The following is a 13,132-nucleotide window of genomic DNA, read 5'->3' as shown; positions in this document are numbered from 1 at the left end:
CACGAATGTTATCATTAAATAACTACCTTAGCATATAATGATAAGATATAGAAGGTATGTAAAGATGAATATGCTTTTCCGTTATGAACATTAATAACTTGATAAAAGAGCTAGAACTGAATCTCGTAGATAATCAACAGATTACTGAGGCATGTGCTATTATAAGTAAATATCTTGATAGTTCCTTGTTGGCTATTCACTTATACGGCTCTGCAGTAGCTGGGGGATTAAAGCCTTTTAGTGATATCGATTTATTGGTGACTATAGACAGGCCGATGAGTGACGATGTACGTACCGGACTTATGCAGCGTTTTTTAACCTGCTCAGCGCAACCAGGTACGAGTGCTAACAAAAGAGCATTAGAGGTTACCGTAATTAACTATTCAGAAGTTGTACCTTGGAAATATCCGCCTAGAAGGGAGATGCAGTTTGGAGAGTGGTTGAGGAATGATATTTTGAAAGGAGTTGTTGAGGGAGCGGTTCTCGATGCAGACTTATGTATATTGATAAAAAAAGCGAGAATATCAAGTATCCCGATGGTCGGTGCAATCGCATCGAAATTATTTGTAGATGATGTTCCAAATGGTGATTTTTTTAAAACCCTTCAAAGTACATTGAGTCAATGGAATAACGAGGAGGATTGGCGTGGAGATGAAAGGAATATCATATTGACAATTGCCCGAATCTGGTATAGTGCATCGACGGGAAACATCGGTTCCAAGGAGGAGGCATCAGGATGGTTAATGGATAGAATACCCACGAACCACCAGTTTTGGCTTGCCCAAGCAAGGCGACATTATTTAGATGGAGGAGAAGGTGAGCTGATTCCAAGCCCTGAGGAGATGGCGTCATTTATCAAGTTTGCTAGAGGGTCGATTATGATAATTCTAGACGGGAGAAAGTCGGTTTAGTTAAAAAATAAATCCTATCTATTTTACATTTTAAAATCCTTAATTGATTAGATCGTTTGTTTTTTTAGGATAAGCTTTTCTGTAGGTAAGCCATCCTCTACACCAATGAAATAACTCTCAAATCCGAATTTTTCAAGAAGTTTCTTCGACGCTATATTATCAGGGTCGATGATTCCTAGAATATCTTTTTCGGGCGATACCTTCTTCGCAAGAGCGAGCATCGCGGCACAGATCTGAGTCCCATACCCTTGACCCCAATAGCTTTTCTTCAAGATGTAGCCAATTTCCAACTTCCTCGAATCATATTTACAGCGTTCCAACTTACAGTCTCCCAAAAATTCTTTATCCGTATTGTAGACTTTGAAATAGCCTAGATATTCTTCCTCATCGTTAATAGCTAAAATAGAATCGAATTTATCCCTCGCTTGGAGAGTGGTAAGTGCTTTACCCGAAATATAACGCATAACATCGTCATTGTAAACCAAGGTTTCGAAACTTCCAAAGTCAGCAGATGTGTATTTACTATATACAATCTTACTTTTTTTCATGTTTGTTATTTTTAACTGTTCGATGTCATTGGGATTAGCCATTCCCTCGTACACTTCATTTCCTCAAGTCTATCTTGCCACTTTCCTTTTTTCGTGTTTCCAGTTTGTTGATCATATAAAGACGATGGCTGGAAAGGTACTCATTTTCGTGCAAATTTAACAATATCAAAGTCTACAAAAGAAAATTAGTAGGATAAAAAAGAGGGTTACCTGTAGCTCTTATCACTGCTTGTTTTAGTTTTAATGATCTTAGCATTCCGATGTATATTTAATATCTTCATAAGTGAGCTATTTAAAATAATAAGCGCTCTTTTTAGTAACTTGCGCCATGTCAGAAAAAGAAAGTCCCTACCAATTATTCACGAGAGAGATACTGTCTATGTGGACCAGCCAAGATGTGGCTTATATTAAGGTGGAAGAATTGTCCAACATTGATGGTACCACTTTTTATGAGCTTATACCCGATTCTGAACTTTTAGATGGCGGAGGACATGACACCCTTTACCCCATAGACTCCGAAGATGTGGATGATATGCTTCTACCCCATAAAAAAATCAAATTCGTCGTTCACAGTGTGTACCTGGAAGAAGACGAGTAAGCGATCTTACTCATCTTGGCATAGCATCTTCATAAAGACAGCACGGGGCCACAACAGTATTGGTTAGTAGATCAGTGTGCTGGATTATGCTTCGCTATCTCCAGCATAGCAGGCGAAGCATGTTTAAATGTAGGAGCTTGTTCAACTAGGCTGCCCGCACCTTTTTTATTAATTTTGAATGTAAGGTCCATTTCTGTGGTAAATAAGACTACACTCGTAAAGGGATTTTTTATGTAGGTACCCAAAGCCGTGAAGAACTCCTCAGCCGGATAGAACTGTTCAATTTCTTCCGTCTTATACCTCAGGTTTAACACAAAGTCATAAGCACCGTTGTCTAGAGGGCGGAGTTGCACATAAATATTTTTAAGCTCCGTATCGCCCATTGTTTTGGCAAAAGTTAATTTGGCAAAAGTTCCTTGATCGATACTTGACTTTATCTGTTCACAAAATTCAACAAATACATTCTGATAGGGCATAGCAAAGAAGTTTGAGCTGTAAAGCTACAGGAAGTAATTGTCTTTTGTGCAAAATAATGTATTAATATCCCATCATTATTTGCTTTTCATCACTATTGTTGGCTTGTGTCTGCTGGCGAACCCACATGCGGTAGTCCCAGATACAGTGAGAGCCCCGCCGCGGGGATGATTTCCTTTTTTGGTATGTTTGCCAATAAATGTTTATATTTCAATTCTAATATAGTCGCTTATGCTCTGGATGAGGAATTTTTTGCTGTTTTTTTGTGGACTGTCCTGTTTTTCACAAGCAGTTGGGCAGGAGGTTTTACCGCAGGAAAATTTTGATATTAAGACCTTGAGGCATATTGCTCGTACACGTACCGAGACACAGCACCGGGTATTTCGAACTATCTCCGATGCCAACAACTATGTAAATATCGGAGTTCCCATCGGCCTGTTCGCTGCCGGGGCTATCAGTGACGATAAGACCATGCGTCAGAATGCCGTATATATAGGCACCAGTACAGCGATTACTGCGGTGGTCAATTATGGACTCAAGCAAATTTTTAAACGGGCGCGACCCTTTCGGAAGTATAACAATTTTGTAGCAGTGACCCAAGCTAGCGGATATTCCTTCCCATCAGGCCATACATCGTCTGCTTTTTCTACAGCAGTCTCCCTTTCACAATCCTATCCCAAGTGGTACGTTATTGCGCCTTCGCTGGTGTGGTCCTCCAGTGTAGCCTATTCGAGAATGTACCTCGGTGTGCACTATCCTTCCGATATAGCAGCAGGAGCGCTGCTCGGAAGCGGTCTGACGACAGGGATTCATATGCTACGTAAATAGATTTGGAGTTTTTATCAAAAATATTCGTATAGATTGGAAATTATAATAACAAAAGCCACCCTAACTAATGCAGGGGGGCTTTTGTAGGAAGGCCCTATTTTTTCTTGTTCTTCTTTGTCATTTTGGCTTTGGCGCCACCACCATAATTGTATGTCTTGCTATTACTTTCCTTTTTCCGGTGAAAAGCTCCTCCTTGGGACTCATCTACCTCGGGTTTACTCCTTGGAGCATTCGATGGTCTATATATGGTTAGATCATCCGGGAGCGGCACAACAGGTATTTTCTCTCCTAGGGATTGTTCCAGTTTTTTGACCGCCGGAAGTTCCAGATCAGTAGCAAATGTGATAGCGATAACGTCATCCTCATTGGTCTTTGCGACATGCTCCATAAAGACATCTCCACTTTCGGGGATCTCAAAATGGAATATAAATGGGATTCCGCTCAGATCAATAGCCGTGGTACCTTCATTGGCAACGATCAGAATCCGACATTCCGGTATCTGTTTGAAATCATCGATATTATCAATACCAGCATCATCATGGAAAAAAGGATTCAACACCGTGACTTCTCCTTTTTTAGCGTGCAAGCTCTGACTTAGTTTTTGTGCCGTCAGTCGGCTATTGACAAATACAACTACTTTATCAAAAATCTCTTCGTCACGCATCAAGAGATTAAGTAAGTTGACCTTCGTCGTGAAATTGGGGACATGGTACAGCATGAGCTCATGTGTGTCCGTAGTCTTCCCGCTCAGTTCATCGACCTCCACGACAGTAGCCAGTGACATGAAATCATCGATCATGTGGTGCAGCTTATCATGTTCCACCGTGCTGAAAGCCAAGTATTGCACCTTGCCACAGCTTTGTGCCAACTCTCTTACAGGTGTCGACATACCCTGTTTTACGATCTCCTCAGCATCATCAATGATAAATGTCTGAATACGGTTTAAATTAAGGCCTAATTTGAGGTATATAGCCCGCGCGCGATTAGGGGTGGCCACTACGATATCTACCCCGCGTACCAAATCTATGATTTCATCTTCCGTACTACCACTTGCTTTGAGGCCCATGATATAAAGATCGTTATTTGCGCTTACGGTTTTAAATCGATCTACGATCTCATTGACTCGCTCTTCGTTCGGTGCTAATACCAATACCTTAGGAGCTTCGTCACGTGTATATTTCAAGCGCATCAATACCCCTAGTATATACGTGGTCGTCTTGCCCGCACCTTCAGGTGCGATACCAATAAGACTATGGCCCCCCACGATACGGGATAGGGTTTGTAGTTGGAATTCTTTTGCTGTAAAGTACCCCAGATCATTCATCGATCTGTGTAGACGCTTACTAAGCTTTAATTTATCTAAAGACACTGCAGAATTATTAAATGTATACGAAGTGACAAAGTTAGCTAAAATATATTTGCTGGGATTATGGGAGATTCTAGTCCGATAACCAACGAAATAACACCTTCTTGGTTGTGAATTCTAAGCACATACAAAAAGGAACTTACTTGCTTTTAAAAAATACTACAGTACCATTTTTAGTAAGTATTGCTTCTGCCTGATGCTCCGTAAAGGTATAGTTCTCATTGCTGTATTGAATACCCGAAGCCGTAGTATCTTGTATCATATGGATTGTATCCTTGCCAAAAATAAGGGTAGCCGTACCAGCAGCATTGTCAAATGTTAGATTTAACTTGTTGCCTTTGTCGTCCGTCAAAGAATCTATAATCAGCTTCGGCACCTCTGTTTTTATAGGAGTTTCAAGCCCTGTGGATTGATCTTCGGTCTGCTGCTTATTTCCATTCTGACAAGCAGTTGTACCTAATAAAGCGCCCACGAGCAATAAGCTCCAGTATCTTTTTTCCATTGTACACATAGTTTTGATACAAAGTTATAAAAATGTGCTCGCTTTTCCATTTTCTTTGCATGTCTATTATGGCTCATCTATTATTTAACATAATTAATTTTATTTGTAATAATATGAACGCAATAAAGTAATTCATTTATTAAACAATAAGGCTGTCGGCTTGTTAGCATAGATAAAGTAGATAGCATGCTGATAAGACTTAATTTATGGCTTTACTAACGATAAATGAAAATGGTTTGTACTGTAAACAGGGAGATTTTTATATCGACCCTTGGCGACCTGTCAAAGTCGCATTGATCACACATGGACATAGCGATCATATGCGATGGGGAATGAAGCATTATATCTGCCATCAGCATACAGTTCCTATTCTCAGGTTACGATTAGGCATTGAGCAGTCTGTACAAGGAGTGGAATATGGTGAACCCTTCGAGATTAACGGTGTCTCGGTCTCTTTCCACCCAGCAGGTCATATTATTGGATCATCTCAGATCAGGCTTTCCTACCGAGGAGAGGTATGGGTATTTACAGGAGACTATAAGATGGAGCCGGATGGCGTTAGTGCGCCGTTTGAATCTCTACTATGCGATCACTTTATTTCAGAATGTACATTTGGATTGCCTGTTTATCGTTTTCCAAGAGCAACGGTATTATATCAGGCAATAAATGATTGGTGGAAATCTAATGCACAACAAGGGTATAATACAGTACTCTACGGTTATTCATTGGGAAAGGCACAGAATATATTGGCTCATCTTGATAAGTCGATTGGGGATATTTATTTACACGGTGCTGTTGCCAATGTAAATGAGGCTCTTGAAGAAGTAGGGTTTCATTTTCCTGGGGTACGTATGACAACAGATATGGACAGACAGTCAATGGAAGGCGCGGTGATTGTAGCGCCACCATCCGCTAATAACACACCTTGGGTGAAGAAGCTTAAGCCTTATCGAGAAGGAATGTGCAGTGGTTGGATGCAGCTGCGGGGATCGCGGAGAAGACGGTCCGTGGATAAAGGATTCGCGCTATCTGATCATTGTGATTGGAATCAGTTAAATATTGCTGTGGAACAGAGCGGAGCCTCCCATGTGTACTTAACGCATGGGTATGAAGTTAATTTTGCCCGTTGGCTAGCCGAACGATATCAGGTAGAGGCCGCGGTGTTAAAAACACTTTATAACGATGAGATGGAGGAGGAAGGATGAATTTCGCGACCTTGTTTGAACGTCTGGACAGCACGACAAAGACCTCGGAGAAGGTAACCGCGATAACGGATTATCTTCACGCTGCGGATGAAACTGAAAAATTACTGACAGTGGCGGTATTGATGGGATATAAGCCCAAAAGACCAGTTAAGACGACCGAACTCAGGGTATGGGCTGCTGAGATAACAGAAATTCCATTGTGGCTGCTTGAGGAGTCGTATTATGTGGTAGGCGATCTGGCGGAGACGCTTGCACTGCTGCTCACTGCGGATCACGCTTCGGATGTGTTCAAGTTGCGGGCAATTTTGCAGGATATCATGATGATGCAGACTTATTCTCCTGCGCAACAGCGACGTGCTATAGAGGCCTACTGGAAAAAGTTTGGTGGTACCAGTCTGTTTCTGTTCAACAAGTTATTGACCGGTAATTTCAGAGTAGGAGTATCGCGTAAGTTAGTGGTCAGGGCGCTTTCGGAATATCTGGCTATGGAAGAAGCAGTGGTCGAGCACCGTGTCATGGGCAAATGGGATCCCTTCGAAGAAAGCTTTAATACCCTGTTCCATCAGCAACTGCTGGAGGAAAAGCACTTCTTACCTTATCCTTTTTTTCTAGCTTATCCCGTAGATCCTGTTTTTTTTGATGGTGCAGCGATTGAAGATTGGATTGTGGAGCCTAAGCTGGACGGCATTCGTGGACAGATCATCGTCCGGCAGGGCGAACTATTTGTATGGAGCCGGGGAGAGGATTTGATGACCGAGAAGTTTGTCGAGTTTGACGAACTCAAAACGATACTGCCAGATGGTACCGTCCTGGATGGGGAGATCATTCCCTGGAAGAACGGGCGACCATTGGATTTTCAATTGATGCAGACTCGTATCGGTCGTAAGAAGATAAGCCGAAGGCATCTGGAGGATGTACCCCTAGTGATGGTCTGTTATGATATCCTGGAGTGGAAGAGTATCGACCAACGTGATCGACCGCTGCTCGAACGACGTGAGCTGTTGGAGCAGGTCTTACAGACCTATCCGGTAGAAAATAGATTGAAATTGTCGGAGATCAAAACGTTTGACAGTTGGGAAGCGGCAGATCTATTTCGGGTCGAAGCCCGGCAGCAACAGGCCGAGGGACTGATGCTCAAACGTAAGGATAGTCCCTACGAGGTAGGCCGTAAACGGGGCAATTGGTGGAAGTGGAAGACGGATCCGATGACCGTAGATGGTGTACTTATATATGCGCAATCCGGGCATGGTCGACGTGCTAATTTATTCACGGATTATACCTTTGCAGTGTGGGATGGGGGGGCTTTGGTCCCTTTTGCTAAGGCTTACTCGGGACTGACAGATAAAGAACTTTTACAGATTGATCAATGGATCAAACGCAATACGGTAGAAAAATTTGGTCCTGTACGCAGTGTCCGTCCAGAGCTGGTATTCGAGTTGGCGTTTGAAGGAATCAGCCTGAGTTCACGGCACAAGTCGGGAATCGCTCTCCGCTTTCCGCGGATCTTGCGCTGGCGTGAGGATAAGCCTGCGGCGGAAGCGAACACCAAGCAGGATTTGTTAGATTTGATAAACGCTAGGCATGAATCCAATAGCTGAGGTCTGGTTTTTTAATCAAGGGTGGCAGCCACATGGTTTTCAAAAGGAGACCTGGAAAGCCATTGCAACGGGGAGATCCGGCCTATTGAATGCACCGACGGGCTTCGGTAAGACCTTTGCCCTGTGGTTTGGGATTCTGCAGCATTATTATGAAGACAAACACTTTCGCAGACAGCAGCAGAAATTTAAAACAACAAAGCTGCATGCGTTATGGATAACACCACTGCGGGCGTTGTCGAAAGAAATCTATAAAGCCACACAGGAGTTGAGTGCGGAGTTGGAACTGGATTATCGGATCGAATTGCGGACAGGGGATACGACTATTGCCCAACGGCAGAAGCAACGTAAATCTCCGCCCCAGGCATTGATCACCACGCCAGAAAGTGTTCACCTGATCTTAGCATCCAAAGGGGCGGCGGATTATTTTAAGCACCTGGAGTTTATCGTGGTCGATGAATGGCATGAGTTGATGGGCAGTAAGCGAGGAGTACTTGTCGAGTTGGCATTAAGCCGATTGAAGGCCATCAATCCCAAACTGAAAATATGGGGCGTTTCAGCTACCATCGGAAATCTTGAGGAAGCACAGGAAATATTGTTGGGAAAAGACCATAACGGGGTATTGGTACGGGCGCAAATACAGAAGAAACTATCGATCGAAACCGTATTTCCGGACAATTTGGAGCGATTTCCTTGGGCAGGCCATCTGGGTATCAAACTCTTGGATAAGGTGGTCGATATCGTGAATCGCTATGGAACGACACTGATCTTTACCAATACACGATCGCAGGCTGAAATATGGTATCAGCATATCATTACGGCCTATCCAGAGTTTGCAGGGCTATTGGCCATACACCACGGCTCCTTGAGCGATGAGATCAGGCAGTGGGTCGAGCAGGCTCTGCATGAGGGTAAACTGAAAGCTGTGGTGTGTACAAGTAGTCTGGATCTGGGCGTTGATTTTCGCCCTGTGAACTGTGTCGTACAGATCGGCTCCCCCAAAGGGATAGCACGTTTTTTACAACGTGCCGGCCGCTCGGGACACCGCCCTTATGAAACCTCGCATATTTACTATGTCCCTACCAATTCGCTGGAGATTATTGAAGGTGATTCGCTGAAATACGCGGTTGCACATCATATCGTGGAGCAGCGCATACCGTATATCCGCAGCTTTGATGTACTCCTGCAATACCTGACGACCTTGGCGGTAGGGGATGGTCTGGAGGCACATGTCGTTTTTGAGGAGGTCAAAAAGACGCATTGTTTTGAAAGTATCACGGAGGACGAGTTTGCACAGTGTATGGCTATGCTGGTCCACGGTGGTAAGTCATTGTCAGCTTACCCTGATTTTCACCGCTTGGTATTGGTCGATGGACTGTATAAGGTCGAAAGTCGTAAATTGGCCATGCGACATCGCCTCAGTGTCGGAGCTATCGTATCTGATCTCATGATGCGTGTGAAATTTATGTCTGGGAAATACTTGGGGAGTATCGAAGAGTCATTTATCTCCCGATTGAAAGCAGGAGATGTGTTCTGGTTTTCCGGAAGACAGCTGGAACTGATCCAGGTTCGAAATATTGAGGCGATCGTCAAGCCTAGTACACGCAGGACAGGGGTGGTCCCTTCGTGGATGGGTGGACGTTTTTCTATATCTCCGGATTTAGGGATCGCTATCCGGCATAGCTTTAGCCATATCCGTAAGAGAACGGGGAAAAGCGACGAAATCAAATTCCTGCAACCTTTATTTAAGGAGCAGGAGAACCGGTCTGGATTGCCTCAAGAAGATGAATTGTTAGTTGAGTATATACATACTAAATATGGCTATCACCTTTTTGTTTATCCCTTCGAGGGTAAACTCGTACACGAGGGGGTGGCACAGGTTTTGGCATATCGGTTTGGAAAGATACAGCCCGTTACATTCAGTATTGCAAGTAATGAATATGGTTTTGAGCTACTGTCGGCTACACCTTTTTCTATCGACCAAGCGTTGATCACCGAATTGCTTTCTCCCAAACACCTGCATAAGGATATTACGGAAGGTATTAATGTACAGGAAATGGCGCGAAGACGATTTAGAGATATTGCCGGTATTGCCGGTTTGGTGTTTCAGGGGTATCCCGGAAAGCAGATGAAAAGTAAGCATCTACAGGCCAATGCAGGATTGTTCTTCTCCGTATTTGAGGATTATGATCCACACAATCTTCTGTTACGTCAGGCTTATGATGAAGTTTTTGATTTTCAGCTGGAGGAAGGACGGATGCAGCGTGCCTTTGATCGCATCAGTAGTCACCGTATTGTGCTGACCTTCCCCGAAAAGTTGACGCCTTTCGCATTTCCTATCTTTTCAGAGTCTTTTAGGGAGCGGTACAGTAATGAAGATTGGCAAAGTCGGCTGGAAACCTTAAAATTGCAGTTAGAAGGAAAATTCGAATAATGGAAAGGAGCTTGTATTGGCGTGAATTGGAATTACAGATGTTGGCTGAAAAAGTATTGTATATACCTTCATATCAGATATTAGTACTATCGGATTGGCATCTGGGCAAACTAGGACACTTCCGACAGGAGGGGATATTCGTACCGCGTATGCGGCTGCAAAGAGAATTGGATAGGTTGGGGATTCTGTTGCAAGAGCGCTCCGTGCACAAGGTCGTGTTTTTGGGAGATCTTTTTCACTCCGTATGGAATAGAGAATGGGACGAATTTATCGAATACATACAGGAATTCCCCACAGTAGAATTTATTCTTACTAAAGGCAATCATGATATTCTTACCGATACGCTGTTAAGCGAGTCACCTCTTTTGGTCGTAGATTATCTAACGATCGAAAAAGATCTTGTTCTGTCACATGAGCCCATACCTGTATCTCTTGGAGCGTTAAATATTGTTGGGCATGTACATCCTGGTACGGAGATCTATGCTAAGGGAAGGCAAAAATTTAAGCTCCCTTGTTTCCATCTACAGGATAATATCCTTACGCTGCCGGCATTTGGTCGGTGGACAGGGGTATGTATTATAAAAAAAACAGTAAGTAACAGACTGTTCCCCATACTAGGTAATGAAGTATTGGAGATTCTATAGTTTGTTTTTTTTATAGTGACACCTGTCGTATCGCGTTGCCACTGTACTATTATACAAAATAACAGCAAGATATAATAAGATAGCGCAAATATCATTAACGTAAAAGTGATTAAACCGCTTAGTTGATGCTGTACCAGCATTAAACTATATCTTAGCGATATACTACGAGGTATTGCTCCAGCCATTTGTTTCATAGATACAGGTCTACATGTAATTTGCATTTTATAGGATAATACTTATATTGCGATATATAGCCATATTATGTACATTAAACCGCTTTCGGATGAAGACAAAATTGCTATAGGCCTATATCGTGATGAAAAGGTTTTTAAGATTTTTTTTATTAATAATTTCAAACGGTTACGGGACTATGCATTTTTATTTTTAAAGGATAGACATATAGCTGAAGACGTAGTCTCCGAGGTTATGTGGAAAATATGGCATCTCGAGTCAGATCTCGTACATATTGTACGTGTCGAACAGTACATGATGCGTGCCGTTAAAAATAAGTGTCTTAATCTAAGCCGGCTAAATATCCCCATATTTACCTCCAGTGATGAACTGGAAAATAATGATTTAAGATCAGAAACCTCTTCCCCCGAGGAAATTTTAATCCAGGTAGAATCTATACATCGTATTAATCAGGCTATTGAATTACTCCCCGAAAAGACAAGGATAGCTTTCAGGTATGTCAAAGAAGAAAAAAAGACATATAAAGAGACAGCAGAGAAAATGAATATCTCTGTTAAGACGGTAGATAGACATATACAGATCGCCATCAAAAAGCTATGGGACTATCTGAAATAATAAAATAATATTAATTTAATATTCGATTGGGGATTTTGCCATGGATTTGTGTCTATGTATATAGAAACGAATTAAAACTATGTCTTTATCCGAACAGCAAATCCTAGACTTACTTCAGAAACATTTGGAAGGAAATCTGACTGACGATGAGCTCTCTTGTTTAAAGGAAGAGATAAAGCATAATAATAACCTAAAAACCATACTGCTTTATCTGGAGTCTCCCGAGGAGATTCCGTATCTCGATATCGAAGCAGAACTTGTTTATGAAAAAACGAGGCCCAATTCTCTGTCGCATCTATCAAAGGATATTCCACGACAGCATAAAGGTATAAGCATAAAGACCATATTGGCTATTGTTGCGTTACTCGCTCTTTTTGGATTTGTGTGGCTAACCTTTAAAAAGGGGGCTGCTCCACAGAGAGATGGAAAATGGAATGTAGTGAAGACGGCAAAGGGGGAACGAAAATTCTTTAAACTAATAGATGGCACATCGATCTGGCTGAATAATGAAAGTACCTTAAGTGTCAAGGAAGGCTATGGTAAGCGCCATCGAGAAGTTCTGTTAATAGGTGAAGCTTATTTTGATGTTGCCAGAAACGAAAATTTGCCTTTACATGTATATACCGAACAAACAAGTATCGAGGTATTAGGTACTGTGTTTAATGTGCGTTCCTATCCAGAAGACAAAGCGACGGAGGCATCCCTGATAGAAGGTAAAATCAAACTAACAGTAAAGGGAGAAAAGAAACCTGACTATACGCTGTTGCCCGGAGATCGTGTTATTGTAACCAAGGTTAGTTCGACCGATAGTTCCCCTATTAAGCAGGTTTCGCCAGAAACAGTAAAAATGCAGGTCCACTATAAAAAAATGGATCTTAAAAGCAAGGATCTTGTTGATTTTAAGTGGATTGATAACCAGCTTGTGTTTAACGGAGATCCACTTCCGGTTATGTTGCAAAAGCTTAGTCGTTGGTATAATAAAGTGATAATCTTGGAAACAACAGCCTTGGAACAAGAAGAGTTTTCGGGAGTATTTAACGAAGCGGAATGCGAACAGGTGTTAGATATTCTGCGGAAAACAGGAGCAAAGTTGAATTATGAGACCAAAAGGGATACTATTTATATAAAATAAAATAATATGGAGTAAATCTAATAAAAAGGGCACAGCTGTTTAGAGCGGCTGTACCCAGAGTTTAACCCAGAGCACCGTGCCCTAGGAA

General features: G+C 42.4%; 13 protein-coding genes. 9 read left to right on the top strand and 4 right to left on the bottom strand.

Annotated elements, in window-relative coordinates; all coding sequences use genetic code 11:
* Positions 1 to 83 precede the first annotated feature (83 nt).
* Complete coding sequence (locus tag JKG61_RS09815) at positions 84 to 911, top strand: aminoglycoside adenylyltransferase family protein (RefSeq protein WP_202102794.1); 828 nt, start codon at positions 84 to 86, stop codon at positions 909 to 911.
* A gap of 47 nt (positions 912 to 958) precedes the next feature.
* On the opposite strand, the gene JKG61_RS09810 is transcribed toward JKG61_RS09815, so the two are convergent.
* Positions 959 to 1,459 (bottom strand): GNAT family N-acetyltransferase, encoded by a 501-nt coding sequence (locus JKG61_RS09810; protein WP_202102793.1) that lies wholly within the window; start codon positions 1,457 to 1,459, stop codon positions 959 to 961.
* A 328-nt stretch (positions 1,460 to 1,787) separates the two neighbouring features.
* On the opposite strand from JKG61_RS09810, the gene JKG61_RS09805 reads away from it, so the two are divergent.
* Complete coding sequence (locus JKG61_RS09805) at positions 1,788 to 2,057, top strand: hypothetical protein (RefSeq protein ID WP_202102792.1); 270 nt, start codon at positions 1,788 to 1,790, stop codon at positions 2,055 to 2,057.
* 71 nt (positions 2,058 to 2,128) lie between these two features.
* On the opposite strand, the gene JKG61_RS09800 is transcribed toward JKG61_RS09805, so the two are convergent.
* Positions 2,129 to 2,533, bottom strand: a complete 405-nt coding sequence (locus JKG61_RS09800; RefSeq protein WP_202102791.1) for a hypothetical protein — start codon at positions 2,531 to 2,533, stop codon at positions 2,129 to 2,131.
* Positions 2,534 to 2,771: 238 nt separating this feature from the next.
* On the opposite strand from JKG61_RS09800, the gene JKG61_RS09795 reads away from it, so the two are divergent.
* Entirely contained in the window at positions 2,772 to 3,359 is a 588-nt protein-coding gene (locus JKG61_RS09795; protein WP_237249425.1) for a phosphatase PAP2 family protein, read from the top strand.
* Positions 3,360 to 3,453: 94 nt separating this feature from the next.
* On the opposite strand, the gene JKG61_RS09790 is transcribed toward JKG61_RS09795, so the two are convergent.
* Positions 3,454 to 4,728, bottom strand: a complete 1,275-nt coding sequence (locus tag JKG61_RS09790; protein WP_202102789.1) for a DEAD/DEAH box helicase — start codon at positions 4,726 to 4,728, stop codon at positions 3,454 to 3,456.
* A gap of 136 nt (positions 4,729 to 4,864) precedes the next feature.
* Positions 4,865 to 5,227: an MliC family protein gene (locus tag JKG61_RS09785; RefSeq protein ID WP_202102788.1), complete on the bottom strand. Its 363-nt coding sequence runs from the start codon at positions 5,225 to 5,227 to the stop codon at positions 4,865 to 4,867.
* Positions 5,228 to 5,433: 206 nt separating this feature from the next.
* On the opposite strand from JKG61_RS09785, the gene JKG61_RS09780 reads away from it, so the two are divergent.
* The 6 genes from JKG61_RS09780 to JKG61_RS09755 all read left to right on the top strand — a co-directional run bounded on the left by JKG61_RS09780 (position 5,434) and on the right by JKG61_RS09755 (position 13,044).
* Positions 5,434 to 6,432, top strand: coding sequence for a ligase-associated DNA damage response exonuclease (locus JKG61_RS09780; protein ID WP_202102787.1), 999 nt, complete (start codon positions 5,434 to 5,436; stop codon positions 6,430 to 6,432).
* Positions 6,429 to 8,030, top strand: a complete 1,602-nt coding sequence (locus JKG61_RS09775) for an ATP-dependent DNA ligase (protein ID WP_202102786.1) — start codon at positions 6,429 to 6,431, stop codon at positions 8,028 to 8,030. Before JKG61_RS09780 ends, JKG61_RS09775 begins: the two co-directional genes overlap by 4 nt.
* On the top strand, positions 8,014 to 10,461 hold the full coding sequence (locus tag JKG61_RS09770) for a ligase-associated DNA damage response DEXH box helicase (protein ID WP_202102785.1): 2,448 nt from the start codon (positions 8,014 to 8,016) through the stop codon (positions 10,459 to 10,461). Before JKG61_RS09775 ends, JKG61_RS09770 begins: the two co-directional genes overlap by 17 nt.
* A complete protein-coding gene (gene pdeM / locus JKG61_RS09765) occupies positions 10,461 to 11,105 on the top strand; it encodes a ligase-associated DNA damage response endonuclease PdeM (protein WP_202102784.1) in 645 nt (214 codons plus the stop codon). Before JKG61_RS09770 ends, pdeM begins: the two co-directional genes overlap by 1 nt.
* Positions 11,106 to 11,366: 261 nt before the next feature.
* Positions 11,367 to 11,912 (top strand): sigma-70 family RNA polymerase sigma factor, encoded by a 546-nt coding sequence (locus JKG61_RS09760; RefSeq protein ID WP_202102783.1) that lies wholly within the window; start codon positions 11,367 to 11,369, stop codon positions 11,910 to 11,912.
* A gap of 79 nt (positions 11,913 to 11,991) precedes the next feature.
* Positions 11,992 to 13,044: a FecR family protein gene (locus JKG61_RS09755; protein WP_202102782.1), complete on the top strand. Its 1,053-nt coding sequence runs from the start codon at positions 11,992 to 11,994 to the stop codon at positions 13,042 to 13,044.
* Positions 13,045 to 13,132 lie beyond the last annotated feature (88 nt).

The sequence above is a fragment of the Sphingobacterium faecale genome, from assembly GCF_016746095.1.
Lineage (GTDB): Bacteria > Bacteroidota > Bacteroidia > Sphingobacteriales > Sphingobacteriaceae > Sphingobacterium > Sphingobacterium faecale.
Note: the sequence above shows the minus strand (reverse complement) of the source record. Positions and strands in the feature narration are given on the sequence as shown.

Bases quoted from the DNA above. Each gene is read 5' to 3' on its own strand.
- JKG61_RS09815 (WP_202102794.1), top strand. From the start codon at position 84: ATGAACATTAATAACTTGATAAAAGAGCTAGAACTGAATCTCGTAGAT.
- JKG61_RS09810 (WP_202102793.1), bottom strand. From the start codon at position 1,459: ATGAAAAAAAGTAAGATTGTATATAGTAAATACACATCTGCTGACTTT.
- JKG61_RS09805 (WP_202102792.1), top strand. From the start codon at position 1,788: ATGTCAGAAAAAGAAAGTCCCTACCAATTATTCACGAGAGAGATACTG.
- JKG61_RS09800 (WP_202102791.1), bottom strand. From the start codon at position 2,533: ATGCCCTATCAGAATGTATTTGTTGAATTTTGTGAACAGATAAAGTCA.
- JKG61_RS09795 (WP_237249425.1), top strand. From the start codon at position 2,772: ATGAGGAATTTTTTGCTGTTTTTTTGTGGACTGTCCTGTTTTTCACAA.
- JKG61_RS09785 (WP_202102788.1), bottom strand. From the start codon at position 5,227: ATGGAAAAAAGATACTGGAGCTTATTGCTCGTGGGCGCTTTATTAGGT.
- JKG61_RS09780 (WP_202102787.1), top strand. From the start codon at position 5,434: ATGGCTTTACTAACGATAAATGAAAATGGTTTGTACTGTAAACAGGGA.
- JKG61_RS09775 (WP_202102786.1), top strand. From the start codon at position 6,429: ATGAATTTCGCGACCTTGTTTGAACGTCTGGACAGCACGACAAAGACC.
- JKG61_RS09770 (WP_202102785.1), top strand. From the start codon at position 8,014: ATGAATCCAATAGCTGAGGTCTGGTTTTTTAATCAAGGGTGGCAGCCA.
- pdeM (WP_202102784.1), top strand. From the start codon at position 10,461: ATGGAAAGGAGCTTGTATTGGCGTGAATTGGAATTACAGATGTTGGCT.
- JKG61_RS09760 (WP_202102783.1), top strand. From the start codon at position 11,367: ATGTACATTAAACCGCTTTCGGATGAAGACAAAATTGCTATAGGCCTA.
- JKG61_RS09755 (WP_202102782.1), top strand. From the start codon at position 11,992: ATGTCTTTATCCGAACAGCAAATCCTAGACTTACTTCAGAAACATTTG.